Here is a 24,670-nt window from a genome sequence, read left to right on the forward strand (position 1 = left end):
CTCGGCGGGGTGGAATACCAAGCCTAGGAAAGATTGAGCGCCTTGAAGGTGTTCAACATGTCAGGTCATGTGTCTAGACCAATGAAAAAGCCCCGACCAGTCACCCGGCCGGGGCTTCGCTTGCAACTTGCAGCTTGTAGCTTCAGCCCTTACAGACCGGCAGCAGCGCGCAGGGCGTCGACGCGGTCGGTGCGTTCCCAGGTGAAGGTGGTGAAGGTGTCGTCGCCGACAGTCTTCTGCTGCGGGATACGGCCGAAGTGACCGTAGGCAGCGGTTTCCTGGTACATCGGGTGCAGCAGGTCGAGCATGGTGGTGATCGCGTACGGACGCAGGTCGAAGCACTCGCGCACCAGCTGGACGATCTTGTCGTCGGAGATCTTGCCGGTGCCGAAGGTGTTCAGCGAGATCGACGTCGGCTGAGCGACACCAATGGCGTAGGAAACCTGGATCTCGCAACGCTCGGCGAGGCCGGCGGCGACGATATTCTTGGCCACGTAGCGCCCGGCGTAGGCGGCGGAGCGGTCAACCTTGGACGGGTCCTTGCCGGAGAACGCGCCACCGCCGTGACGGGCCATGCCGCCGTAGCTGTCGACGATGATCTTGCGACCGGTCAGGCCGCAGTCGCCTACCGGGCCACCGATGATGAACTGGCCGGTCGGGTTGATGTGGAACTGGGTGTCCTTGTGCAGCAGTTCGGCCGGCAGGGTGTGCTTGACGATCAGCTCCATCACCGCTTCCTGCAGGTCTTTTTGCGACACTTCAGGGTTGTGCTGGGTCGACAGCACCACGGCGTCGATACCCACTACCTTGCCGCCTTCGTAACGGCAGGTAACCTGCGATTTGGCGTCCGGGCGCAGCCACGGCAGCAGGCCGGACTTGCGCGCTTCGGCCTGGCGCTCGACCAGACGGTGCGAGAAGCAGATCGGTGCTGGCATCAGCACGTCGGTTTCGTTGCTGGCGTAGCCGAACATCAGGCCCTGGTCGCCGGCGCCCTGGTCTTCAGGCTTGCTGCGGTCAACGCCCTGGGCGATGTCTACCGATTGCTTGCCGATGATGTTCATGACCGCGCAGGTCGCGCCATCGAAGCCAACGTCGGAGCTGTTGTAGCCAATATCGACGATGACTTTGCGAACGATGTCTTCCAGATCGACCCAGGCCGAGGTGGTGACTTCGCCAGCGATGATCGCGACGCCGGTTTTTACCAGGGTTTCGCACGCCACGCGGGCGAATTTGTCCTGGGTGATGATGGCGTCCAGCACCGCATCCGAAATCTGGTCGGCGATTTTGTCCGGATGCCCTTCAGACACGGACTCGGAGGTGAAAAGGGAGTATTCGCTCATCTCGACGGGTTCCTAAAATTTACCGATGGTGATGTCGCCAGCCGGTCGCTGAAAATGGCGGACCTGAATCTGGAAACCATTACGTAAGCCCACATAGAGGCTGTCCCCGGGAGCCAGTCCCGCAGCGCTGGCCCAACGGGCCAGGTCGTCCTGCTCGAAGCCCAGCCAGATATCGCCACAGGCCTCTCTGGCCCAGCTCTGGTCGTGGCTGCACAACTCTGTTACCAACAGGCTTCCGCCTGGTTTCACGCGGTTGGCCAGCTGCCGCAGGGCTTCGGCCGGGGCGCTGAAATGGTGCAGGACCATGTTCAGCACTACGCAGTCGGCTTCCACATCCGTTGCACTGAGTGCATCGGCCAACTGCAGGTTCACATTAGCCAGACCTTCACGCTCGCAGACCCTACGGGCCAGGTCGAGCATGGTCGGGCTGTTGTCCAGGGCGGTGACCCGGGCAAAGCGCCGGGCCAGCTCGGGAAGAAACTCGCCATCGCCGGGGCCCACTTCAAGGGCCTCGGCGCCGGCTTCAAAACTGAGCTTGTCGAGCAGGGCCAGCAAGCTTTCGCGGTACTGCGGCAAGCCGGCAATCAAATCCTGCTGGGCGCGAAATTTCTCTTCAACACGCAGGAAAAAGTCCTGGCTGGTGGCAGCCCGGCGTTGTTGCACCTGGGCGATACGGGCCTGGACCTCATCGGCCAGACTCAGCCCGTCGACTTCTTCAAGTAATGCCGCATGCAGCTTGCCGCCCAGGCTCAGGCCATCGGGCAGGGCGCGGCGGTAAAAGATCGCATTGCCTTCGCGGCGGGTCGCGACCAGGCCTGCCTGGGCCAGGACCTTGAGGTGATGGCTCATGCCCGACTGGCCAATGGCGAAGATCTGCGCCAGTTCCAGTACGCCGAACGAATCGCTGGCCAGGGCGCGCAATACGTTAAGGCGCAGCGGGTCGCCGCCGGCTTTGCACAGGGCAGCCAGCGCATCGCTTTGCTCTTGGCGGATCGACGGCACGGGTAGGTTCATGGAGCGGCAGTCTAGTCAGGCAACGATTGCCTCGCAAGGCCAATATCAAAAAGTTTTGATATTGCTCGATAAGCGGGGCAATTCGTCGCAGGCCAAGCGACCGATCCGGCTGTTTGCCCGGGTTAACGCCTGATTCTTTGCTCAATCACAGGAAAATCATGCTGCATCGACCATCCGTCATTGCCCCCGGACACGTGCCTGGGCGAAAATGGCCGCCTTTTTTCGTTTCGTAACTAATTCAACACCCAGGAGATAAGCGATGCCCAGCCGTCGTGAGCGTGCCAACGCCATTCGTGCCCTCAGCATGGATGCCGTGCAAAAGGCCAACAGCGGCCACCCCGGTGCCCCTATGGGCATGGCGGATATCGCCGAGGTTCTGTGGCGTGACTACCTGAAGCACAACCCGACCAACCCGAACTTCGCCGACCGCGACCGCTTCGTGCTGTCCAACGGCCACGGTTCGATGCTGATCTACTCGCTGCTGCACCTGACTGGCTACGACCTGTCGATCGACGACCTGAAAAGCTTCCGTCAACTGCACAGCCGTACCCCGGGCCACCCGGAGTTCGGTTACACCCCGGGCGTCGAGACCACCACTGGCCCGCTGGGCCAGGGCCTGGCCAACGCCGTCGGTTTCGCCCTGGCGGAAAAAGTCCTGGCTGGCCAGTTCAACCGCGCAGGCCACAACGTCGTCGACCACCACACCTATGTGTTCCTGGGTGACGGTTGCATGATGGAAGGTATTTCCCACGAAGTCGCTTCCCTGGCCGGTACCCTGGGCCTGGGCAAGCTGATCGCCTTCTACGACGACAACGGCATCTCCATCGACGGCGAAGTCGAAGGCTGGTTCACCGATGACACCCCTAAGCGTTTCGAAGCCTACAACTGGCAGGTGATCCGCAATGTCGACGGCCATGACGCCGACGAAATCCGCACCGCCATCGACACCGCGCGCAAGAGCGAGCAGCCGACCCTGATCTGCTGCAAGACCATCATCGGTTTCGGCTCGCCGAACAAGCAGGGCAAGGAAGATTGCCACGGTGCTCCGCTGGGCAACGACGAAATCGCCCTGGCGCGCAAAGAGCTGAACTGGAACCACGGCCCGTTTGAAATCCCGGCTGAGATCTACGCCGAGTGGGATGCCAAGGAAGCCGGCAAGGCCGTCGAAGCCGAATGGGACCAGCGTTTCGCTGCCTACTCCGCCGCTCACCCGGAGCTGGCCAACGAACTGGTGCGTCGCCTGAGCGGTGACCTGCCGGTCGATTTCGCCGAGAAAGCAGCAGCCTACATCGCTGAAGTCGCGGCCAAGGGCGAGACCATCGCCAGCCGTAAAGCCAGCCAGAACGCCTTGAACGCCTTCGGCCCGCTGCTGCCTGAACTGCTCGGCGGCTCGGCTGACCTGGCCGGTTCCAACCTGACCCTGTGGAAAGGCTGCAAAGGCGTCAGCGCTGAAGACGCCAGCGGCAACTACATGTTCTACGGCGTGCGCGAGTTCGGCATGACCGCGATCATGAACGGCGTCGCCCTGCACGGCGGCCTGGTGCCTTACGGCGCGACCTTCCTGATGTTCATGGAATACGCCCGCAACGCGGTGCGCATGTCGGCGCTGATGAAGCAGCGAGTCATCCACGTCTACACCCACGACTCCATTGGTCTTGGCGAAGACGGCCCGACCCACCAGCCGATCGAGCAACTGACCAGCCTGCGCAGCACCCCGAACCTGGACACCTGGCGCCCAGCCGATGCCGTCGAGTCGGCGGTCTCCTGGAAGTTTGCCCTGGAGCGTAAAGACGGCCCGTCGGCGCTGATCTTCTCGCGTCAGAACCTGCAGCACCAAGAGCGTGATGCCGGGCAGATCGCCAACATCAGCCGCGGCGGCTACGTCCTCAAGGACTGCGCCGGCGAGCCTGAGCTGATCCTGATCGCCACCGGTTCCGAAGTCGGCCTGGCGGTTCAGGCGTTCGACAAGCTGACCGAGCAAGGCCGCAAGGTCCGCGTCGTGTCGATGCCGTCGACCAGCGTGTTCGATGCCCAGGATGCTGGCTACAAGCAGTCGGTACTGCCACTGCAAGTCGGCGCGCGGATCGCCATCGAAGCGGCCCACGCCGACTTCTGGTACAAGTACGTCGGCCTCGAAGGCCGCGTCATCGGCATGACCACCTACGGCGAGTCGGCACCTGCATCGGCCCTGTTCGAAGAGTTCGGTTTCACCCTGGAAAACATCCTGGGTACTGCTGAAGAGCTGCTGGAAGACTGATCAACAGTGCTGGAATCATCGCGGGGCAAGCCCGCTCCTACAGTTCTGTAGGAGCGGGCTTGCCCCGCGATTGCAGATAACGCTTCTGTTCCGTGAGCATCCCATGCCCCAATCGCGTCCTTACAAAGTTGCACTCAACGGCTACGGCCGTATTGGTCGTTGCGTCTTGCGCGCACTCTTTGAACGGGGGGCGAAGGCGGGCTTCGAGATCGTTGCGCTGAACGACCTGGCCGACCAGGCCAGTATCGAATACCTGACACGCTTCGACTCCACCCACGGGCGTTTCCCCGGAGAGGTGAAGGTCGACGGCGATTGTCTGCATATCAATGGCGACTGCGTGAAAGTCTTGCGCAGTGCCACCCCGGAAGGGATCGACTGGGCGGCGCTGGGCGTCGACCTGGTGCTGGAGTGCTCCGGCGCCTACAACACCCGCGCCGATGCCATGCGTTTTCTCGACGCCGGCGCGCCGCGGGTGCTGTTTTCCCAGCCCATGGCCAGCGAGGCGGATGTCGACGCCACGGTGGTCTACGGAATCAACCAGGATTGCCTGGACGGCAGCGAGAAGCTGGTGTCCAACGCCTCCTGCACCACCAACTGCGGCGTGCCGCTGTTGCGGGTGCTGGACCAGGCTTTTGGCCTGGAGTACGTGTCGATTACCACCATCCACTCGGCGATGAACGACCAGCCGGTCATCGACGCCTATCACCACGAAGACTTGCGCCGTACCCGTTCGGCGTTCCAGTCGGTGATCCCGGTGTCCACGGGCCTTGCCCGTGGTATCGAACGGCTGCTGCCGGAACTTGCCGGGCGAATTCAGGCCAAAGCCGTACGCGTGCCGACCGTCAATGTGTCGTGCCTGGACATCACCCTGCAGACCGCCCGCGACACCACCGCGGCCGAGGTCAACCGGGTGCTGCGCGAAGCCGCCCTGAGCGGCCCGCTGCAGGGGCTGCTGGCCTACACTGAACTGCCGCACGCCAGTTGTGATTTCAACCATGACCCGCATTCGGCGATTGTCGATGCCAGCCAGACCCGCGTTTCCGGCCCCCGGCTGGTCAACCTGCTGGCCTGGTTCGACAACGAATGGGGTTTTGCCAACCGTATGCTCGACGTTGCCGATCACTTTCTGCACGTCGTCAATCAAACCCGCTCCACTTGTAAACAGCCCTGAAGGACTGCATTCATGACCGTGTTGAAGATGACCGACCTCGATCTGCAAGGTAAGCGCGTACTGATCCGCGAAGACCTCAACGTGCCTGTGAAGGACGGTGTGGTTGCCAGCGATGCGCGCATCCTCGCTTCGCTGCCGACCATCAAGCTGGCCCTGGAAAAGGGCGCGGCCGTGATGGTCTGCTCGCACCTGGGCCGCCCGAGCGAAGGCGAGTTCTCTGCCGAGAACAGCCTCAAGCCGGTCGCCGAGTACCTGAGCAAGGCCCTGGGCCGCGACGTGCCGCTGGTTGCCGACTACCTCGACGGTGTCGAAATCAAGGCCGGTGACATCGTCCTGTTCGAGAACGTGCGCTTCAACAAGGGCGAGAAGAAGAACGCCGACGAGCTGGCGCAGAAGTACGCCGCCCTGTGCGATGTGTTCGTGATGGACGCCTTCGGTACCGCTCACCGCGCCGAAGGCTCGACCCACGGCGTAGCCAAGTTCGCCAAGGTCGCTGCTGCCGGCCCGCTGCTGGCGGCCGAGCTGGATGCCCTGGGCAAGGCCCTGAAAGCCCCGGCCAAGCCGATGGCGGCGATCGTTGCCGGCTCCAAGGTGTCGACCAAGCTGGACGTGCTCAACAGCCTGAGCCAGATCTGCGACCTGCTGATCGTCGGCGGCGGCATCGCCAACACCTTCCTGGCCGCGGCCGGTCACCCGGTCGGCAAGTCGCTGTACGAGCCTGACCTGATAGACACCGCCAAGGCCATCGCTGCCAAGGTCAACGTACCGCTGCCAGTGGACGTCGTGGTTGCCAAGGAATTCGCCGAAAGCGCCGCCGCGACCGTCAAACTGGTTGCCGACGTTGCCGAAGACGACATGATCCTCGACATCGGCCCGCAAACCGCGGCCAACTTCGCCGAGCTGCTGAAGTCGTCGAAGACCATCCTCTGGAACGGCCCGGTCGGCGTATTTGAATTCGACCAGTTCGGTAATGGCACCAAGGTCCTGGCCCAGGCCATCGCCGAGAGCGCGGCGTTCTCCATTGCCGGTGGTGGCGATACCCTGGCGGCCATCGACAAATATGGCGTTGCCGAGCAAATCTCCTACATTTCTACCGGTGGCGGTGCTTTCCTCGAGTTCGTCGAAGGTAAAGTGCTGCCGGCCGTTGAAGTGCTGGAACAGCGAGCCAAGGCCTGATCCATTCGGCCTGGCAAAGGGAGCGACCTGCATGGTCAAGCAATTGCCTGTGATTATCCTGGCCGGTCTGCTCGGCGCTTGCTCCAGTAACCCGGAGCAGGCGCCGGCAAAGCCCGGCGCGCCGAAAGGCGGCTGCTATCAGTCTGAATGGCAGGCTGAAACGGCACCGGTGATCAACAAAAGGCTGGGCCCGGATGGCCTGGAAAAATACGACGACGAACATCAGCGCCGGGCCCAGGGTTGCCCTTGATCGGTTCACGGCAACCTACCGGCCGGTTTGTGGTCTGCTAGAGGATATTGGATGAAAGCGGTTGCGGCCTTGATGGCCCTGGCAGTACTCGGTGGTTGCGCAAGCCTCAAGCCTGCGCCGGCACCGGCCGACAACTGGACCCGCTGGGTCTGCGACAGCCAGGTTGAAGTGCTCTGGCGCTTTGCCGACAGCAGCCAGCAGGAGGTGGACGTACGCCTGGGTGGCGGCGACCAGGTCTACCGGCTCAAGCCGGAGCCCAGTGGCTCGGGTGCGTTGTACAGCGATGGAGTGCTGGCGTTCCACAGCAAGGGTGACGAAGGCCTGGTGTACTGGGTCGCCACCAACGATTTGATAGGGCGGGGCTGCAAGGCGCCGTGACTGGCCGGGCCTCGAAGGCCCACACTACTTGAATAGCAACCGCCGCTGCGGCAGGCTTGCACGAAAAACGACGCTTGTCGGGAGAGAGATACACAATGGCACTCATTAGCATGCGCCAGATGCTGGACCACGCCGCTGAATTCGGCTACGGCGTTCCAGCTTTCAACGTCAACAACCTCGAGCAGATGCGCGCCATCATGGAAGCCGCTGACAAGACCGACTCCCCGGTGATTGTCCAGGCCTCGGCCGGTGCCCGCAAATACGCCGGCGCGCCGTTCCTGCGCCACCTGATCCTGGCTGCGATCGAAGAATTCCCGCACATCCCGGTGTGCATGCACCAGGACCACGGCACCAGCCCTGACGTCTGCCAGCGCTCGATCCAGCTGGGCTTCAGCTCGGTGATGATGGACGGCTCGCTGGGCGAAGACGGCAAGACCCCGACTGACTACGACTACAACGTCCGTGTTACCCAGCAAACCGTTGCCATGGCTCACGCCTGCGGCGTTTCGGTTGAAGGCGAGCTGGGCTGCCTGGGTTCGCTGGAAACCGGCATGGCCGGTGAAGAAGACGGTATCGGCGCCGAAGGCGTACTGGATCACAGCCAGATGCTGACCGATCCGGAAGAAGCTGCCGACTTCGTCAAGCGCACTCAGGTCGATGCCCTGGCCATCGCCATCGGTACCAGCCACGGTGCTTACAAGTTCACCAAGCCGCCTACTGGCGACGTGCTGGCGATCGACCGCATCAAGGAAATCCACAAGCGCATCCCCAACACCCACCTGGTGATGCACGGTTCGTCCTCGGTACCGCAAGAGTGGCTGGCGATCATCAACCAGTACGGCGGCGACATCAAGGAAACCTACGGCGTGCCGGTTGAAGAAATCGTCGAAGGCATCAAGTACGGCGTGCGCAAGGTCAACATCGACACCGACCTGCGCCTGGCGTCCACCGGTGCCATGCGTCGCTTGATGGCCACCAACCCGAGCGAATTCGACCCACGCAAGTTCTTCGGCGAAACCGTCAAGGCCATGCGCGACGTCTGCATCGCCCGTTACGAAGCCTTCGGCACTGCTGGTAACGCCTCGAAGATCAAGCCGATCTCCCTCGAAGCGATGTTCCAGCGCTACGCCAAAGGTGAGCTGGCCGCCAAGGTCAACTAAGCCTGAACAGAAAAGCCCGCAGCGATGCGGGCTTTTTTGTGCCTGCGCGCCAGGAAGGCAATGCGCATGGCCCGGACGGACAGACCGTTAGTCGGCTAACAGGCCATTCCGCCCATGATGGCAATGTGCTGACTTCAGATTTATGGCAGCCGGGTCTAGAGTTACGCACAGATTTCAGCCGAAGCCCGGCATTGGTGCCTTAAGAGAAGCAGCATGGATTGCGCGCAACCTCAGTCACACGATAGCGGCTCAGTACTGCTGGTCGTTGACGATTATCCGGAAAACCTGATCAGCATGCGGGCCTTGCTGGCCCGCCAGGACTGGCAAGTACTCACCGCGAGCTCGGGGACGGAAGCCCTGAGCGCGCTGCTCGAACATGAAGTGGACCTGGTGCTGCTCGACGTGCAGATGCCGGGCATGGACGGTTTCGAGGTTGCCCGCCTGATGCGCGGTAGCCAGCGTACGCGGTTGACGCCGATCATCTTCCTCACCGCCAACGAACAGTCCCAGGCCGCTGTGCTCAAGGGCTATGCCAGTGGTGCGGTGGATTACCTGTTCAAACCCTTCGATCCGCAAATCCTCAAGCCCAAGGTTCAGGCCCTGCTCGAGCAGCAGCGCAACCGGCGCTCGCTGCAGCGCTTGAGCCGCGACCTGGAAGCGGCGCGGGCGTTCAACGCGTCGGTGCTCAACAATGCCGCCGAAGGCATCCTGGTGGTGGGCGAAAAGGGTGAGATCAGCTTTGCCAACCCGGCCATTTCGCAATTGCTCCAAGCCCCGGTCGAGCTGCTGCAAGGTGCCAACCTGCTGGATTTCGTGCAGTCGCCGGGGATGACCTTGTGGGCCGAATCGGCGTTCTACCAGGCCTACCTGGAGCGGCAGATCTTCCGTATCCACGATGCCCTGCTGCGTACCGCCGGCGGCCAGCCGGTGCCGGTAGCGCTGTCGTGCTCGCCATTGACCGACGGCCAGCGCGCCATGGTGGTGACGGTGCTGGACATGTCGGTGGTGCGTCACCTGCACCAGCAACTGGAGTTTCAGGCGGTTACCGACCCCTTGACCGGGCTGCTCAACCGCCGTGGCTTCTACCAGGCCGCTGAAAGCGCCCTGGTGCGTAATGAGCGCAGCGACAAGACCCAGGCGCTGATGTACCTGGACCTGGACGGTTTCAAACGTATCAATGATTTTCTCGGCCATGAGGCCGGCGACCGGGTGCTGCATTGGGTCGCCGAGCAGCTCAAGGATTGCCTGGGCGCCAATGCGATCCTGGCGCGCATGGGCGGCGATGAGTTCACCGCCTTGTTCGATGCCCTGGAATACCCTGAGCAGGCGGCGCGTTTCGCCGAGGGGGTGATCGAGCGCATGTCGATCTGCCAGCAGATAGAGGGCATGGAAGTGACCCTCGGCGTGAGCATCGGCATTGCCACCTACCCCGATTGCGGCGCCAACCTCGACGGCCTGCTGCGCGCGGCCGACGCTGCGATGTATGCGGCCAAGCAGGCCGGGCGCCAGCAGTATCGCTACTACGACCAGGACCTCAATGGCCGGGCGCGCTCGCGGCTGATGCTCGAAGACTCGGTGCGCAGCGCCATCGAGCACAAGGATTTCAGCCTGGTCTACCAGCCGCAGGTGGCATTTGCCGACGGCCGTCTACGCGGCTTCGAGGCGCTGCTGCGTTGGCAGCACCCCAGTGTCGGCGACGTGCCGCCGGGGTTGTTCCTGCCCTTGCTGGAAGAGGCGCGGCTGATTTCGCGCCTGGCCAGCTGGATATACGCCCAGGGCGCGGCGCAGCGGCGTGACTGGCAGGAATGCTTCGAGCCGACACTGGTGCTGGGCATTAGCCTCAGCCGCGTGCAGTTCGCCATGCCCAACCTGGCCGAGGAACTGGGCCGGGTGATCGCCATCCAGGGCCTTGATCCGGCGCAGCTGGAGGTCGAGGTGGCCGAGACGTCGTTGATGGTCAATAACGACGTGGCTTTGAAACAGTTGCACAAGTTGCGCGAGCTGGGCGTGCGCATCGCCCTCGACGATTTTGGTGCGGGCGATTGTTCGCTGCGGCTGCTGCGCGACCTGCCAATCGACACGCTTAAACTCGACCGCCACCTGGTCGCACGCTTGCCCGGCTCGCAAGCGGACGCGGCGCTGGTGCGTTGCGTCATCGACCTGTGTCGCCAGTATGCAATCAGCGTGATCGCCGAAGGTGTCGAAACCCTCGAGCAGGCGCACTGGCTGCAGGCCAACGGCTGCGAATATGTGCAGGGCTTTTTGGTGGCGCGACCGATGACGGCCAGTGATGCCGGGGCGTTTCCGGGCTTTTTTGCCTGGCAGCAGCTGTAGTTGGGTACACTGGCGCCTTTACCGTCAGCCGTTTTGCCCATGACCGTGCTCAAGTACCTGCAAGCCTATCCACCCGCCCTGCAAGACCAGGTTCGCCAGTTGATTGCCAGCAATCGCCTGGGCGACTACTTGCAGCAGCGCTACCCGGACCGGCACGCGGTACAAAGCGACAAGGCGCTGTACAGCTATGCCCAGGCGCTCAAGCAGGAGCACCTGCGCAACGCGCCGAACCTCGACAAGGTGCTGTTCGACAACCGCCTTGACCTCACCCACCGCGCGCTCGGCCTGCACACGGCGGTGTCGCGGGTGCAGGGCGGCAAGCTCAAGGCCAAGAAGGAAATCCGCATCGCTTCGTTGTTCAAGGAGGCGGCGCCGCAGTTTCTGAAGATGATCGTGGTGCACGAACTGGCGCACCTGAAAGAGTCCGATCACAACAAGGCGTTCTACCAGCTCTGTGAATATATGCAGCCGGGCTACCATCAACTGGAATTCGACCTGCGCGTTTACCTGACCTACCGCGAGCTGCCCGCCAGCCTGTAGGCCCTGAGGATTTGCCAATGGAAGTGAGCAAGACCAAGAGCAGTTTCTACCGCCGGCTGTATGTCGCCTGGCTGATCGACAGCCAGACTGCCAGCACCGTCCCGGCCTTGATGGAAGCCACCGGCATGCCGCGGCGCACCGCCCAGGACACCATTGCCGCCCTGGCCGACCTGGACATCGTCTGTGAGTTCGAGCAGCAGGCAGGGGCGCGCAATCATGCCGGGCACTACCGGATTCGCGATTGGGGGGCGATCGACAAGCAGTGGATCACCCAGCATTTGCGCGGTATTCGTGAAGTGCTGGGCTATCCCTGAAGGCCCCATCGCGGGTCAATCCCGCTCTTACATAATTGTGGGAGCGGCGGTGCGGCGACCCGACTTGACCGGCGATGCTGCTAGTCCCGCCGCATACCAATGTGTGGGATATCGTCTTCCAGATACTCCTCTCCCGCCACCTTGAAACCATGGCGTGCATAGTAGCCCTGCAAGTGCGCCTGGGCTGACAGGTACACCGGCACTTCAGGCCAGTAATGCTCTGCGTACTTGAGCCCATGCTCCATCAGTTCATGGCCGAGTCCACGACCACGTGCCTCGGGGGCGATCAGCACCCGGCCTATGACCACGTCACCGCCCTGGGACTGTGGATCGAGCAAACGCAGGTACGCCAGCAACTGGTCACCTTCCCAGGCCATCAGGTGGCAGGTGTCGCCTTCCAGGTCCTGGCCATCGACTTCCTGGTAGGCACATTTCTGTTCGACCACGAACACTTCGGTACGCAGTCGCAGAATGGCATAGAGTTGTTCCTTGCCAATGTCACTGTGGTGTTTGCAGATCCAGTCGATGGCCATGGGCGTCTCTCAAGCGGTTGATAGCCCTGATCATGGCAGACTGCGCGGCGAGGGTCTAATTGCGCCAGGTCAATACAGGCTCGAAGTCGACCGGAATAGAGGCCATTTGATATCATTTGCCTCTGCCCGATTACTTCTTCTTTGTGTAACCTGCGATGGCTGATAGGCACTGAACATTCTCAAGCAGTTGAAATCAACGGCGCGAACCAGGGGTTCGCTAAAGGATTTGAGCATGCGGCCATTGCTTCGAGTCTTGGCTTCAATGGGAATACTGCTACTGCTGAGCACATCGGCGCAGGCCACCCGGCTGCGGCTGGTGGCCGACAGCTGGCCACCGTTCACCGATGCCAGCATGGCCAACGGCGGCCTGGCCACAGCCATCGTCACCACCGCCCTGACCCGTGCCGGCTATACCAGCCAGTACGAGCAGGTGCCCTGGGCCCGGGCGCTGCTGGGGGTGGGGGAAGGCCGCTACGATGTGCTGGTCAACGCCTGGTACAACGACTCGCGTACACAAATTGGCCAGTTCTCCGCCAGCTACCTGACCAACCGTATTCGGCTGCTCAAGCGCAAAGGCGATGCGCTGCGCTTCAATGCCTTGAGCGACCTCCATCCGTTCCCTGTCGCCGTGGTACGCGATTACGCCTACTCGCCCGAGTTCGACAGTGACGCCCAATTGCAGAAGGTTCCGGTGCGCAGTTTTTCCGTTGCTGTCGGCATGCTCGCCGCCGGGCGTGTACGCCTGGCGCTGGAGGATGAGTTCGTTGCCGGTTATTACCTCAAGCGCGAACCGAAAGAGGTGCGTGAGGCGGTGGAGTTCTTCGACAAGCCGGTCAGCGAGAACAGCCTGCATATCCTCGTCAGCCTGAAGAATCCCGAGCACCAGCAGATCGTCGCCGGTTTCGACCGCGCCATTGCCCAGATGAAAGCCGATGGCAGTTATGCCCGGCTGCTCAAGCAGCACGGCCTGTAATCAGGCCGGCGCGCTGTCCTTGATCAGGTGTGCGGCGAGGGTGCGCAGTGGCGCCAGTTGCCGGCAGATCAGCGCCAGCTGGGTTTGCACCAGGCGCTGGTTTTCGTCGAGCTCTTCGGGCATCTGCTCAAGCTCATTGGCCAGGGCCTCTTCGGCATCACTGTGGATCGCTACCGGCAACTTGCTGGCCAGGCCTTCGGCGATTTCATCCAGGCTGCTGGCCAGGCTGGCCCCGGCGCCATCGATCAACTGCTGGCGAACCTCGGCATCCAGGGCCGTGTCGCGGTGCGCGCCGAGGCCCGACAGATAACTGAGCAGGGTGTGCGACAGCACCAAAAAACGGAAACCGACGTCGGCCTCCTTACGAAAATGCCCCGGCTCCATGAGCATGTTGGCCAGGGTGGTCGACAACGCTGCGTCGGCGTTGTGGGCGTTGCGCCGGGCCAGGCGGTAGGCGAGGTCGTCGCTCTTGCCCTGGGCGTACTGCTGCATGATCTGGCGCAGGTAGGTGCTGTTGCAGCTCAAGGTGTTGGCCAGCACCTTGTTCAGGCGCCGGCCCTGCCAGTCCGGGAGGAACAGGAATACGGCGAGGATGGCGATCAGGCTGCCCACCAGGGTATCGAACAGGCGCGGCAGGAACAGCCCGTAGCCATCGCCGATCTGGTTGAAGCAGAACAGCACCATCAGGGTGATCGCTGCGGTTGCCAGGGTGTAGCGGGTGGTGCGGTTGACGAAGAACACCACCCCGGCGGCCACGGCGAACAGTGACTGGATGATCGGGCTGGGGAACAGGTCGAACAACGCCCAGCCGACGGTCAGGCCGATGCCCGTACCGATGATCCGTTGCACCAGCTTGCGCCGCGTGGCGCCGTAGTTGGGCTGGCAGACGAACAGGGTGGTGAGGATGATCCAGTAGCCCTGGGTCGGGTGAATCAGGTGCACCATGCCATAGCCGATCGACAGCGCCAGAGGCAGGCGCAGGGCGTGGCGAAACAGCAGCGAAGTCGGCGTCAGCTGCTGGCGCAGGCGGCTCCAGACGTCCTTGAAGTTGCGCGGCGAGCGGTCGAGCAGGCTGCTGTCGCTGGCATCGGCAAGGTTGTCGGGGTTGCTGGCATCGCTGAGCAGGCGGTCGAGGGTCGCCAGGTTTGCCGCCAGCGCCCGCAGCGAACGCAGCAGGCCACGCCAGGCCGGGTTGCTCTGGATGCGCAGGTGTTCGAGCGAGGCGTGCAGGTCTTCCAGGGCCTGGGCGAAGCTGGTGTCGTAGGTGAACGGCTGGCGCAGCTGGATGGATTCGGACAACTGCTGGCACGCAACGCCCTGCTGGCGCAGCAGGCGCTGGCAGCGGAACAGCACGTCGCTGTGGAAAAAGGCTTCGGTCAGGGCGTTGTAGGGGTAGTGCGAAGAACTGGCACGCTCATGGATGTCCTGGGCCAGGAAGTACAGCTTCAGGTAGCGGCTGACCTTCGAGCCAGGCCGGCCATTGCCGACCCGGTGCAGGATGATCTCCTTGGCCGCATTCAGTGCGGCCACCACCCGGCCGTTCTGCTGCGCCAGTTCCAGGCGCCGGGCTTCGACATCCAGCTGGCGGATCGGCTCGAACAGGGTGGCCTTGAGCTTGAGGTAGCGACCCAGCTCGCGGAACAGCCGGGCCAGGCTCTGCTGCACCGGCTGGTTGGAAAACAGCGCCTGCCATAGCACTGAAAGCAGGCCGTACCAGGCGGCGCCGGCCACCAACAGCAACGGCTCGTGCCAGAAGTCAGTGACTTCGCCGCCGCGCTGGTCGACGCCGATCATGGTGTACACCGACAAAATCAGCGTCGCCGAGGCAATCGCGCCGTAGCGCTCGCCGAGCGCACCGAGCATGGTCAGGGCAAAGCTGGCCAGGGCCAGGGCGCAGCCGAAGATGATCGGGTAGGGGAACAGCAACTCCACCGACAGCGCGGCAACCGTGAAGCACACCAGGGTCACCGCCAGGGCATTCAGGCGCCCCTGCCAGCTGTCGTCGGTCTCGGCCAGGGCGCTGGCGATAATCCCCAGAAACAGCGGGATCAGCAGGCTCATCTCGTCCTTGTACCAGCACAGCAGCATGCTGCCGGTCAGGGCGATGAGAACGCGGATGGCGTAGCTGAACTTGTCCAGGGCCCAGAGGCGGCGCAACGATTGGCTGAACGAGGAAGATGACATGTCGGGTCGGCAGGCCTTGGGCGATGATCGAAATTGAGCCAGTCAGATGGCAGCGGTGTTACCGCCGCCATCTGACCAGCAAAATTTGTTCCTTGATGCGCTGATTCTACCGCGAAGGTTAGACGAACTGCGCGGCCGCGTACGCCGAGGCCCAGGCCCACTGGAAGTTGAAGCCGCCCAGGTGGCCACTGACGTCGAGCACTTCACCGATAAAGTACAGCCCCGGGCTTTTCAGCGACTCCATGGTTTTCGACGAAACCTCGCGGGTATCGACGCCGCCCAGGGTTACCTCGGCGGTGCGGTAGCCCTCGGTACCGGCCGGCACCACCTGCCAGGCCCCGAGCTTGTCGCTGACCTGGGCCAGTTCCGCCGGGGTGTACTGCTTCATCGGTTTGGAGACGAACCAGTGCTCGGCCAGCAGGTTGGCCATCTTCTTGGTGAAGATTTCGCCGAGCAGGGTCTTGAGCTCGCTGTTGGGGCGCTCGGCTTGCTGCTGTTGCAGCCAGCTCAGGGCGTCGTGCTCGGGCAGCAGGTTGATCTCAACCGTGTCGCCGGCCTGCCAGAACGAAGAAATCTGCAGGATCGCCGGGCCGCTCAGGCCGCGGTGGGTAAACAGCAGGTTTTCGCGGAAGCTGCTGGCGTTGCAGCTGGCCACGCAATCCACCGAGGTGCCCGACAGTTCAGTGCAGATCGCCTTGAGCTGCGGCTCGGTGATGGTGAACGGCACCAGGCCGGCACGGGTCGGCAGCAGGGTGTGACCGAACTGACGGGCGACCTGGTAGCCGAAGCCGGTGGCGCCCAGGGTCGGGATCGACAGGCCGCCGGTGGCGATGACCAGCGACTGGCACTGGAACTGGCCGGCGCTGGTTTCCAGCAGGTAGCCGCTGTCGAGTTTTTCGATCTGCTCGATGCGGGTGTCCATGCGCAGCTCGGCGCCAGCGTTGTCGCACTCGTCCAGAAGCATGCCGAGGATGTCGCTGGACTTGTTATCGCAGAACAGTTGGCCGAGCTTTTTCTCGTGGTAGGGCACGCCGTGCTTGCCGACCATCTCGATGAAGTCCCACTGGGTGTAGCGGGCCAGGGCCGATTTGCAGAAGTGCGGGTTGTGCGAGAGGAAATTGCTCGGCTCGGTGTACATGTTGGTGAAGTTGCAGCGGCCACCACCGGACATGAGGATCTTCTTGCCCGGTTTGTTGGCGTGGTCGAGCAGCAGCACCTGACGGCCGCGTTTGGCGGCGCTCAGGGCGCACATCAGGCCGGCGGCGCCAGCGCCGATGATGATCACTTCGGTGGAACGCACTGCAAAATCCTCGAGAATTCGGTGGTGAAGCGATCGCGGGGCAAGCCCGCTCCTACAGGGAGGGTGTGTAGGAGCGGGCTTGCCCCGCGAAAAAAGTAATCAGACGATCCGCACCCGCAACGAGCGGCCTTTGATCTTGCCGCTGTTGAGCCGCTGCAGCGCCTGTTTGGCCACCGCGCGCTCGACGGCGACGAAGGCCTGGAAGTCGAAGATGGCAATCTTGCCGACCTGGGTGCCCGGCAGCCCGGCATCGCCGGTCAGGGCGCCAAGAATGTCGCCAGGGCGCAGCTTGTCCTTGCGCCCGGCAGCGATGCACAGGGTGCTCATGGTCGGCAGCAGCGGTGCACCATTCTGGGCCTTGAGGCTGTCCAGCTGTTCCCAGCGCAGGGCGGCCTTCTGCATGTCTTCGATGGCCTGGGCGCGATGGCCTTCGGCCGGGGCCACCAGGCTCACCGCCAGGCCTTTCTCGCCGGCACGGCCGGTACGGCCGACGCGGTGCACGTGGATCTCGGCATCGCGGGCCAGCTCGACGTTGATGACCATGTCCAGGGCGTCGATATCCAGGCCGCGGGCGGCGACGTCAGTGGCCACCAGCACCGACAGGCTGCGGTTGGCGAACAGGGTCAGGACCTGGTCGCGGTCACGCTGCTCCAGGTCGCCATGCAGGGCCTGGGCGGCGATACCCTTGGCCTGCAGGTGCTCGACCAGCTCCTGGCACTGCTGCTTGGTGAAGCAGAACGCTACGCACGACTGCGGGCGGAAGTGCCCGAGCAGCTTGCTCACCGCGTCCATGCGCTGTTCCGGGGTGATCTCGTAGAAGCGCTGCTCGATCTGGCTGTCGGCGTGCTGCGACTCGACCTTGACGGTTTGCGGGTCGCGCATGAACGCCGAGGCCAGCTGCTTGATGCCGGCCGGGTAGGTGGCGGAGAACAGCAGGGTCTGGCGGCGCTTCGGGGTCTGGCCGATGATGTCGGCGATGGCGTCGTAGAAGCCCATGTCGAGCATGCGGTCGGCTTCATCGAGCACCAGGGTGTTGAGGCCATCGAGCACCAGGGTGCCTTTGCTCAGGTGCTGCTGCACGCGGCCCGGGGTGCCGACGATGATGTGCGCGCCGTGCTCCAGCGAAGCGATCTGCGGGCCCAGGGACACGCCACCGCAGAGGGTCAGAATCTTGATGTTGTCTTCGCTGCGGGCCAGGCGGCGCAGCTCTTTGGCCACCTGGTCGGCCAGCTCGCGGGTCGGGCACAGCACCAGCGCCTGGCACCCGAAGTAACGCGGGTTGAGCGGGTTGAGCAGGCCGATGCCGAAGGCGGCGGTCTTGCCGCTGCCGGTCTTGGCCTGGGCGATCAGGTCCATGCCCTTGAGCATCACCGGCAGGCTTTGGGCCTGGATCGGGGTCATCTGGGCGTAGCCGAGGGCGTCCAGGTTGGCCAGCATGGCGGCGGACAGCGGCAAAGTGGCGAAGGCGGTGGCAATGGTGGTCACGAGACTGGCCTGCAAAACAAAATGTCGCGCAGTGTACCAGCCTCATGGCCTTTAGCCCTAAGGCTCGATCTCCGGTTCCGGACGAGGGGCACGCCTTCCGTCTGCCCTGGACAACTGCATGAAGATCGCCGCCGCCAGCATGGCCATCAGGCCGATGGTCACAAAGGTCAGTTGGAACGCCCCGAGGGTGCTCTCGACGCCTTCGGCACTGCCCGCTGCGGTAAAACCGCCAAGCAGGGCGCCGGCACAGGCCACACCGAGGCTCAGTGACAATTGCGCGACTACCGACAGCAGGCTGTTGCCGCTGCTGGCGCTGTTGTCGTCGAGATCGATCAGGGTCACGGTGTTCATTGCCGTGAACTGCATCGAGTTGACTGCACCCAGCAAGCCCAGTTGCAACAGCAACAGGGCGTAGGGCGTCTGTTCGTCGACCAGCCCCAGGCTTGCCAGCAGCAGGCCCAGCAGCAGGGTATTGCCGGTGAGAATATTGCGATAGCCGAAGCGCTCGATCAGCGGCCGGGCAATCGACTTGGCGACCATCGCCGCCGCGGCCAGGGGGATCATGCTCATGCCGGCCTGGGACGGTGAGTAACCCAGCGCCACCTGCAGCAACAGCGGTACCAGGAACGGCAGGGCGCCGCTGCCCAGGCGGGCAAACAGGTTGCCGAGGATACCCACCGAAAAGGTCCGGGTGCGGAACAGTTTTGGCGAAAACAGCGGGTTGTCGACGCTGCCGGCGCGCAGCCAGTAGGCGGCCAGGCAGGCCATGCCGGCAAACAGCAGCAGCATTACCCGCAGGTGCGGCAGGTGCAGCTCGCCCAGGCCTTCCATGGCAATGGTGATCAACACCATTGCCGCGCCGAACAGCACGAAGCCGATGCCGTCGAAGCGGGTACGCTCTGAGCCGCGCAGGTCGGGGATGAACTTCCACACCGCATAACAGCCGATGGCGCCAACCGGCAGGTTGAGCAGGAAGATCCAGTGCCAGCTGAGAATTTCCACCAGCCAGCCGCCCATGGTCGGGCCCAGCAACGGCCCGAGCAGGCCGGGGATGGTGATGAAGCTCATGATCCGCACCAGCTCCGAGCGTGGATAGGCACGCAGTACCACCAGGCGCCCGACCGGTAGCATCAAGGCGCCGCCCAGGCCCTGGATCACCCGTGCCGCTACCAGCATGCCGAGGCTGCTGGCCAGGGCGCAGAGCAGCGAACCGAGGCTGAACAGGAGGATGGCGCCGAAGAAGATGCGCTTGGTGCCAAAGCGGTCGGCAATCCAGCCCGAGGCCGGGATCAGCAGGGCCACGGTGAGCATGTAGGCGATGATCACCGACTGCATGCGCAGCGGGTCTTCGGCCAGGTCGCGGGCCATGGCCGGCAGGGCGGTGTTGAGGATGGTGCCGTCGAGCGACTGCATGAAAAAGGCGATGGCCACCACCCAGGGAATCCAGCGGGCGGTGGTCGGGTCCAGCGGGGCGCGGTTGGGCATGGGTTAGTGTGCAGTCCTTGAGGGCCTCATCGCGGGTCGGTGGCAGCGGGCTTGACCCGCGATGGGCTAATTACAGTGTCAACGTCAGGCGTTTGACCAACGCTCCCGGCAAATGGCTCGAACTGGTCTGGCGCTGGCCGTAGGTACTGGTCGACAGAATCAGCTCGCGTTCGGTCGTCAATGCCTCCAGTTGCGAACCCAGCAAACTGTAGACGCTGTCGTCAAAGCGCATGGTGCTCACCGGCGCCTGGATCTCGCCGTTCTCGACCCAGAAGGTGGCGAAGCGGGTCAGGCCGGTCATGCGCGCAGCGGGCAGGTCCGAGTAGTTCAGGTACCAGAGGTTGCTGATGTACAGGCCGGTGCCCAGGCGGGCGAGGACTTCGCTCTGCCCAAGCTCGCCGCCGGCCATGCTCAGCGCGCATGGCGACTCGTAGCTATCGGCACCGTTGGCCGCCAGTTCGAACTCGGCGGCGCTACGGGCGCAGATCAGCCGATCGTGGGCCCGGCCCTGGTCAATCAGGCGCAGGTCACTGCGCACCAGGCCCTCGTCCGAGAACGACGGGCTCAGCGAGCCGCTGACCTGCTCGCTTATCTGGACCAACGGGCTCAGGCTGGCATCGGCGCTGTACAGGCGTTGCAGCGGGCTGTTCTTGGTGGCGATGGCCTGGGCCGAGAAGCCGCCCCAGCAGAGCATGCCCATGATCTCGTCCAGCGCTGCCGGTGCCAGGTAGGCGCGGTATTGGCCGGGGGCGAGTTTTTTCAGCGGGCGGCCGAGGTAGTCGAGCTGTTCGCGGGCCTGCTGCAGGCGCAGGGCGAAGGCTTCGCCGTCCCAGGACTGGCCGGCATAGTTGGCTTTGACCGCCTCGCCGTTGCTGTGGAACAGGCTCCAGTCGAAGTTGAAACTGTTGGCCTGGTGCCAGCCAAAGGCCCCGAACGAGCTGGCAAAACCCCGGCAGATCGGGCCCGCGGCGTAGATGCCAACCAGGTCCAGATCACCCGCGCCTTGCTCGATCTGCGCCAGCACCGCAGCGCTGTCTGGCAGCGCTTGATCCTGCACGCTATGGCTGTGCCAGGCGCTGTCATTGAGTTGCAGGTAAGGGTCGGGCTCAAGCAGCGGCAGGGTCTGGCGCAGTTGCTCCAGGGCTTGTTGCAGGCGCAGCTGATCGACCTCGGCGTCGTTGCCGAGGGTGAACTGCAGCTCGGCCTGGCGCCCGTCGGCGACCAGCTTGAGCACGCAACTGGCCTGTTGCACTTCGCCGGCCTGGCGCACCCTGGCGTGGTTGAAGCGGATGAACTGCGAGTGCTCGCCGCTGTAGCTCAAGGTGAAATGCTCTGGCGCGCACACCGCGTCGCGCAGGCTGGCGACCAGGTGCTGGAAACTTTGCAGTGGGGTGGCAGCCATCAGGCGTCTCCTCCGAATACGTCGATCTGGCTGAATACGCAGGCGGGGGAGGCGTGGCCCACGCGTACCACCTGGTTCGGCTCGCCCTTGCCGCAGTTTGGCGTGCCCAGTACCTGCAAGGTGCTGGCGTCACCGACGGCGCTGAGATTGCCCCAGAACCGGGCGGAGATGCCGCGGTAGTTGGGGTTCTTGACCACGCCCTTGAGCTCGCCGTTTTCGATCAGTTGGCCCCATTCGCAGCCGAACTGGAACTTGTTGCGCGCATCATCAATCGACCACGAGCGGTTGGTGCGCATCAGGATGCCCTGTTCGATACCGCCGATCAGTTGCGCCAGGGTCTTGTCCCCCGGCTCGATGTTGAGGTTGGCCATGCGGTCGATCGGTGCGCGGTTCCAGCCGCAGGCGCGGCTGTTGGCCACCCCTTCAAGGCCGGAACGGAACTGCGACAGGGCACCACCGAGCGGGCGGACCAGCAAACCGTCCTTGATCAGGTACTGCTTGTGCGCAGCGCTGCCGTCATCGTCGTGGCTGTAGCTGGCAAGCTCTTCGCGGATCGACGGGTCGAAGGTCACGTTGAGCAATTTCGAGCCGTACTGCAGGCTGCCGAAGTCGCTGGCTTTGACAAAGCTGGTGCCGGCGTAATTACGCTCGTCGCCGAGGATGCGGTCCATTTCCAGCGGGTGGCCGATGGATTCGTGGATTTGCAGCATCATCTGGTCGGGCATCAGCAGCAGGTCGCGCACACCACTGGGGGTGTTCGGCGCCAGCAGCAGTTGCAGGGCCTGCTCGGCGACTTTGGCCCCGGCACCAACCAGGCCGCAACGCTCGATCACATCGAGGCCACCCTGCTGGCCGAAGTTTTCCCGGCCCAGGGTGCGGGTCTGGCTGTCCTGGCCGTCGAAGGCGGTGGTGCTGAAACCCGGGTAGATAAAGCGCTGGGCCTGGCGCAGTTCGGCGCCGGCGGTGTTCAGGTAGATCTGCTCGATAGTGCTGATGCCAAGGCTTGCCTGCCAGTTCACCAGGCGGCTGTCGTCCGGCACGCTGGCAGATTCCTGGGCAAGCAGGGCGTAGCAGTCGGCCAGGGACGGGAAGGCTTGCTCAAGGTTGGGCGAGCAGTAATCGGCGCGGCCGGTGGCCAGTGGTTGCTCGCGCAGGTCGAGCAGGGCGCGCCCGGCGATTTGCCGGGCCAGTGCCTCAGCCTGCTCCAGGGCACGCTGCAAGCCGGCTTGCGAGAGGTCGGCGGTGGCGGCGTAGGTTTCCACGCCATGGACGCGCACGGTGAGCATCGCGCCTTCGTCGCGGCTGAGAAACGGCGGCTCGGCGATATTCTTGCGCACCGACAGGTGTTGCTGGCTTTGCTGCACATAACGCAGGGAGAAAAATTCGCCACTGCTGCGCAGAGCGGCGAAGCGCTGGCGCAGCAATGCGGTCAACTCGAACATGCGGGAACCTCCGTGTGCGCGGTGGCTCCCCCTCAGAACCACTCGTCGTGCATGCTCAGGCAGGTATCGTCACTGGCCGCGAGCAATGCCAGCTCATTATGGCAGCCCGGCACTTCCCAGGTCAGGAAATAACGCGCGGCCTGCAATTTGCCCAGGTAGAAGTCGCGATCGGCCGGGTTGCCCCGGGCCAGGCCTTGTTCGGCGTGGATTGCCTGCTCCAGCCAGCGCCAGCCGATCACGCAGTGACCGAAAGCCTTTAGATACAGCGCCGAGTTGGCCAGGGCTGCATTGACCTGGCCCTGGGCCAGATCGCCGAGCAGGCCGAGGGTCACTTCCTGCAGGCGATTGAGCAACTGCTCCAGCGGTACCCGCAGACGATCCAGGCTGCTGTGCGGATGGGCTCTCTCGCAGGTGCTGGCGATCAGGCGGACCAGTTGCTTGAGCCCTGCACCACCGTTTTGCGCCAGCTTGCGCCCGAGCAGGTCCAGCGACTGGATGCCGTGGGTACCTTCGTGAATCGGATTCAGGCGGTTGTCGCGGTAGTACTGTTCGACCGGGTACTCGCGGGTGTAGCCATGGCCGCCGAGAATCTGGATGGCCAGCTCGTTGGCCTTGAGGCAAAACTCCGAAGGCCAGGACTTGACGATCGGCGTCAGCAGGTCGAGCAGTTCATGGGCCTGCTGGCGAACCGTATCGCTTTCGCCGCTCTGGGTGTCATCGAACAGCCGCGCGGCGTACAGGCCCAGATCAAAGGCGCCTTCGACGTAGGCCTTCTGGGTCAGCAGCATGCGCTTGACGTCGCTGTGATTGATGATCGGCACGGCAGCGGTGGCCGGATCCTTGTTGTCTGGCAGGCGCCCTTGCGGACGCTGGCGGGCGTACTCCAGCGAGTACAGATAGCCGGCATAACCAAGCATCACCGCGCCCATGCCGACGCCGATACGCGCCTCGTTCATCATCTGGAACATGCAGGCCAGGCCCTGGTGTGGCTTGCCCACCAGGTAGCCGACGCACTGGCCGTTGTCGCCGAAGTTCAGCGCCGTCGAGGTGGTGCCGCGCCAGCCCATCTTGTGGAACAACCCGGCCAGCAACACATCGTTGCGCGGGCCGAGGCTGCCGTCGGCGTTGACCAGGAACTTGGGCACGATAAACAGCGAAATGCCCTTCACCCCGGGCGGCGCATCGGGCAGCTTGGCCAGGACCATATGCACGATGTTTTCCGACAACGGATGGTCGCCGCCGGAAATGAATATCTTGTTGCCGCGCAGCCGATAGCTGCCATCGCCGGCTGGCTCGGCGCGGCTGCGAATATCGGCCAGGGACGAGCCAGCGTGCGGCTCGGTCAAGGCCATGGTGCCGAAGAAGCGGCCTTCGATCATCGGTTGCAGGAACAGGCGCTTCTGCTCGTCGCTGCCAAAGCTTTCAATCAGGTTGGCGGCGCCCATGGTCAGGAACGGGTACGCCGTGGTCCCGGCGTTGGCCGCCTGGAAGTGGGCGAAACAGGCTTGCGAGAGCAAGGTCGGCAACTGCATGCCACCGGCTTCGAAGTCGCGGCTGGCGTTGAGAAAGCCGGCTTCAAGGAAGGCATCGACCGCAGGCTTGACCTCGGGGATCAACAGCGCCTCGCCATTTTCATAGCGCGGCTCGTGCTCATCGCCCTTGCGATTATGCGGGGCGAAATACTTCTCGGCGATGGTCCGCGCAGTGCTCAGAGCGGCATCGAAGGTTTCGCGGTTGTGCTCGGCAAAGCGCGGGCGTTGGGTCAGGGCCTCGGCATCGAGCACTTCGTAGAGTTCGAAGGCCAGGTTGCGGGCGCTGAGCAGGGTCTCGGACATGGCGGCATTCCTGTCTGGGGATGGGCCGAGTCTAGGTAGTGACGATGCTACTGCACAGTGAAATAGATACGGGTGATGGCAAGGCACAAGGCGTTTG

Annotated in this window: 20 protein-coding genes; 10 read left to right on the plus strand and 10 right to left on the minus strand. The window is 63.6% G+C overall.

The annotated features are described in order from the left end of the window. Nucleotides 1-149 precede the first annotated feature (149 nt). Nucleotides 150-1,340 (minus strand): methionine adenosyltransferase, encoded by a 1,191-nt coding sequence (metK, locus tag ACZ9A3_RS26015; RefSeq protein ID WP_038997515.1) that lies wholly within the window; start codon nucleotides 1,338-1,340, stop codon nucleotides 150-152. A gap of 12 nt (nucleotides 1,341-1,352) precedes the next feature. After that, a complete protein-coding gene (locus ACZ9A3_RS26020; RefSeq protein WP_045193817.1) occupies nucleotides 1,353-2,354 on the minus strand; it encodes an ArsR/SmtB family transcription factor in 1,002 nt (333 codons plus the stop codon). A 259-nt stretch (nucleotides 2,355-2,613) separates the two neighbouring features. Here ACZ9A3_RS26020 and tkt point away from each other — a divergent pair, with 259 nt between their 5' ends. The 9 genes from tkt to ACZ9A3_RS26065 all read left to right on the plus strand — a co-directional run bounded on the left by tkt (nucleotide 2,614) and on the right by ACZ9A3_RS26065 (nucleotide 11,934). Then, nucleotides 2,614-4,611, plus strand: a complete 1,998-nt coding sequence (gene tkt / locus ACZ9A3_RS26025) for a transketolase (protein ID WP_476253267.1) — start codon at nucleotides 2,614-2,616, stop codon at nucleotides 4,609-4,611. 103 nt (nucleotides 4,612-4,714) lie between these two features. Further along, nucleotides 4,715-5,782, plus strand: coding sequence for an erythrose-4-phosphate dehydrogenase (gene epd / locus ACZ9A3_RS26030; protein ID WP_093376873.1), 1,068 nt, complete (start codon nucleotides 4,715-4,717; stop codon nucleotides 5,780-5,782). 12 nt (nucleotides 5,783-5,794) lie between these two features. Beyond that, a complete protein-coding gene (locus ACZ9A3_RS26035; protein WP_045193813.1) occupies nucleotides 5,795-6,958 on the plus strand; it encodes a phosphoglycerate kinase in 1,164 nt (387 codons plus the stop codon). Between the two features lie 31 nt (nucleotides 6,959-6,989). Next, complete coding sequence (locus ACZ9A3_RS26040) at nucleotides 6,990-7,208, plus strand: hypothetical protein (RefSeq protein WP_045193812.1); 219 nt, start codon at nucleotides 6,990-6,992, stop codon at nucleotides 7,206-7,208. A 51-nt stretch (nucleotides 7,209-7,259) separates the two neighbouring features. Beyond that, the gene (locus tag ACZ9A3_RS26045) at nucleotides 7,260-7,586 is read left to right on the plus strand and encodes an MliC family protein (RefSeq protein WP_045193810.1); all 327 of its coding nucleotides are present in this window, start codon (nucleotides 7,260-7,262) and stop codon (nucleotides 7,584-7,586) included. 95 nt (nucleotides 7,587-7,681) lie between these two features. Next, the gene (gene fba, locus ACZ9A3_RS26050; RefSeq protein ID WP_043863595.1) at nucleotides 7,682-8,746 is read left to right on the plus strand and encodes a class II fructose-bisphosphate aldolase; all 1,065 of its coding nucleotides are present in this window, start codon (nucleotides 7,682-7,684) and stop codon (nucleotides 8,744-8,746) included. 213 nt (nucleotides 8,747-8,959) lie between these two features. Continuing rightward, complete coding sequence (locus ACZ9A3_RS26055) at nucleotides 8,960-11,080, plus strand: putative bifunctional diguanylate cyclase/phosphodiesterase (protein ID WP_213602647.1); 2,121 nt, start codon at nucleotides 8,960-8,962, stop codon at nucleotides 11,078-11,080. 39 nt (nucleotides 11,081-11,119) lie between these two features. Beyond that, on the plus strand, nucleotides 11,120-11,620 hold the full coding sequence (locus tag ACZ9A3_RS26060) for a YgjP-like metallopeptidase domain-containing protein (protein WP_045193804.1): 501 nt from the start codon (nucleotides 11,120-11,122) through the stop codon (nucleotides 11,618-11,620). Nucleotides 11,621-11,637: 17 nt separating this feature from the next. After that, entirely contained in the window at nucleotides 11,638-11,934 is a 297-nt protein-coding gene (locus tag ACZ9A3_RS26065) for a winged helix-turn-helix domain-containing protein (RefSeq protein WP_093376863.1), read from the plus strand. 80 nt (nucleotides 11,935-12,014) lie between these two features. Here the strand turns inward: ACZ9A3_RS26065 and ACZ9A3_RS26070 are convergent, their stop codons facing one another. After that, nucleotides 12,015-12,467 carry a GNAT family N-acetyltransferase gene (locus ACZ9A3_RS26070; RefSeq protein ID WP_093376860.1) on the minus strand — a complete coding sequence of 151 codons (453 nt, stop codon included), beginning with the start codon at nucleotides 12,465-12,467 and terminating at the stop codon, nucleotides 12,015-12,017. Between the two features lie 232 nt (nucleotides 12,468-12,699). Between ACZ9A3_RS26070 and ACZ9A3_RS26075 the strand changes: the two genes are divergently transcribed. After that, entirely contained in the window at nucleotides 12,700-13,440 is a 741-nt protein-coding gene (locus ACZ9A3_RS26075; RefSeq protein WP_093376858.1) for a substrate-binding periplasmic protein, read from the plus strand. On the opposite strand, the gene yccS is transcribed toward ACZ9A3_RS26075, so the two are convergent. The 7 genes from yccS to ACZ9A3_RS26110 form a co-directional block, all read right to left on the minus strand. Continuing rightward, on the minus strand, nucleotides 13,441-15,624 hold the full coding sequence (yccS, locus tag ACZ9A3_RS26080) for a YccS family putative transporter (protein WP_093376854.1): 2,184 nt from the start codon (nucleotides 15,622-15,624) through the stop codon (nucleotides 13,441-13,443). Between the two features lie 118 nt (nucleotides 15,625-15,742). Continuing rightward, nucleotides 15,743-16,924: a BaiN/RdsA family NAD(P)/FAD-dependent oxidoreductase gene (locus tag ACZ9A3_RS26085; RefSeq protein WP_045193795.1), complete on the minus strand. Its 1,182-nt coding sequence runs from the start codon at nucleotides 16,922-16,924 to the stop codon at nucleotides 15,743-15,745. Between the two features lie 99 nt (nucleotides 16,925-17,023). Next, nucleotides 17,024-18,361, minus strand: a complete 1,338-nt coding sequence (gene dbpA, locus ACZ9A3_RS26090) for an ATP-dependent RNA helicase DbpA (RefSeq protein ID WP_249744453.1) — start codon at nucleotides 18,359-18,361, stop codon at nucleotides 17,024-17,026. 105 nt (nucleotides 18,362-18,466) lie between these two features. Continuing rightward, entirely contained in the window at nucleotides 18,467-19,894 is a 1,428-nt protein-coding gene (gene mdtD / locus ACZ9A3_RS26095; protein WP_195885525.1) for a multidrug transporter subunit MdtD, read from the minus strand. Nucleotides 19,895-19,964: 70 nt separating this feature from the next. Beyond that, nucleotides 19,965-21,296, minus strand: coding sequence for a TldD/PmbA family protein (locus tag ACZ9A3_RS26100; RefSeq protein WP_093376848.1), 1,332 nt, complete (start codon nucleotides 21,294-21,296; stop codon nucleotides 19,965-19,967). Then, the gene (locus ACZ9A3_RS26105; protein WP_093376844.1) at nucleotides 21,296-22,738 is read right to left on the minus strand and encodes a TldD/PmbA family protein; all 1,443 of its coding nucleotides are present in this window, start codon (nucleotides 22,736-22,738) and stop codon (nucleotides 21,296-21,298) included. The genes ACZ9A3_RS26100 and ACZ9A3_RS26105 overlap by 1 nt, the downstream gene beginning before the upstream one ends. A 32-nt stretch (nucleotides 22,739-22,770) precedes the next feature. Further along, nucleotides 22,771-24,573, minus strand: coding sequence for an acyl-CoA dehydrogenase (locus tag ACZ9A3_RS26110; protein ID WP_476253268.1), 1,803 nt, complete (start codon nucleotides 24,571-24,573; stop codon nucleotides 22,771-22,773). Nucleotides 24,574-24,670 lie beyond the last annotated feature (97 nt).

It is taken from the genome of Pseudomonas sp. TE4620 (assembly GCF_056279045.1).

Excerpts from the sequence above, each read along its gene's own strand:
- tkt (WP_476253267.1), top strand. The coding sequence starts at position 2,614 with ATGCCCAGCCGTCGTGAGCGTGCCAACGCCATTCGTGCCCTCAGCATG.
- ACZ9A3_RS26065 (WP_093376863.1), top strand. The coding sequence starts at position 11,638 with ATGGAAGTGAGCAAGACCAAGAGCAGTTTCTACCGCCGGCTGTATGTC.
- ACZ9A3_RS26100 (WP_093376848.1), bottom strand. The coding sequence starts at position 21,296 with ATGGCTGCCACCCCACTGCAAAGTTTCCAGCACCTGGTCGCCAGCCTG.
- ACZ9A3_RS26035 (WP_045193813.1), top strand. The coding sequence starts at position 5,795 with ATGACCGTGTTGAAGATGACCGACCTCGATCTGCAAGGTAAGCGCGTA.
- ACZ9A3_RS26075 (WP_093376858.1), top strand. The coding sequence starts at position 12,700 with ATGCGGCCATTGCTTCGAGTCTTGGCTTCAATGGGAATACTGCTACTG.
- ACZ9A3_RS26045 (WP_045193810.1), top strand. The coding sequence starts at position 7,260 with ATGAAAGCGGTTGCGGCCTTGATGGCCCTGGCAGTACTCGGTGGTTGC.
- ACZ9A3_RS26060 (WP_045193804.1), top strand. The coding sequence starts at position 11,120 with ATGACCGTGCTCAAGTACCTGCAAGCCTATCCACCCGCCCTGCAAGAC.
- dbpA (WP_249744453.1), bottom strand. The coding sequence starts at position 18,361 with ATGCTGGCCAACCTGGACGCCCTCGGCTACGCCCAGATGACCCCGATC.
- ACZ9A3_RS26040 (WP_045193812.1), top strand. The coding sequence starts at position 6,990 with ATGGTCAAGCAATTGCCTGTGATTATCCTGGCCGGTCTGCTCGGCGCT.
- mdtD (WP_195885525.1), bottom strand. The coding sequence starts at position 19,894 with ATGCCCAACCGCGCCCCGCTGGACCCGACCACCGCCCGCTGGATTCCC.
- ACZ9A3_RS26020 (WP_045193817.1), bottom strand. The coding sequence starts at position 2,354 with ATGAACCTACCCGTGCCGTCGATCCGCCAAGAGCAAAGCGATGCGCTG.
- epd (WP_093376873.1), top strand. The coding sequence starts at position 4,715 with ATGCCCCAATCGCGTCCTTACAAAGTTGCACTCAACGGCTACGGCCGT.
- metK (WP_038997515.1), bottom strand. The coding sequence starts at position 1,340 with ATGAGCGAATACTCCCTTTTCACCTCCGAGTCCGTGTCTGAAGGGCAT.
- yccS (WP_093376854.1), bottom strand. The coding sequence starts at position 15,624 with ATGTCATCTTCCTCGTTCAGCCAATCGTTGCGCCGCCTCTGGGCCCTG.
- ACZ9A3_RS26110 (WP_476253268.1), bottom strand. The coding sequence starts at position 24,573 with ATGTCCGAGACCCTGCTCAGCGCCCGCAACCTGGCCTTCGAACTCTAC.
- fba (WP_043863595.1), top strand. The coding sequence starts at position 7,682 with ATGGCACTCATTAGCATGCGCCAGATGCTGGACCACGCCGCTGAATTC.
- ACZ9A3_RS26055 (WP_213602647.1), top strand. The coding sequence starts at position 8,960 with ATGGATTGCGCGCAACCTCAGTCACACGATAGCGGCTCAGTACTGCTG.
- ACZ9A3_RS26105 (WP_093376844.1), bottom strand. The coding sequence starts at position 22,738 with ATGTTCGAGTTGACCGCATTGCTGCGCCAGCGCTTCGCCGCTCTGCGC.
- ACZ9A3_RS26070 (WP_093376860.1), bottom strand. The coding sequence starts at position 12,467 with ATGGCCATCGACTGGATCTGCAAACACCACAGTGACATTGGCAAGGAA.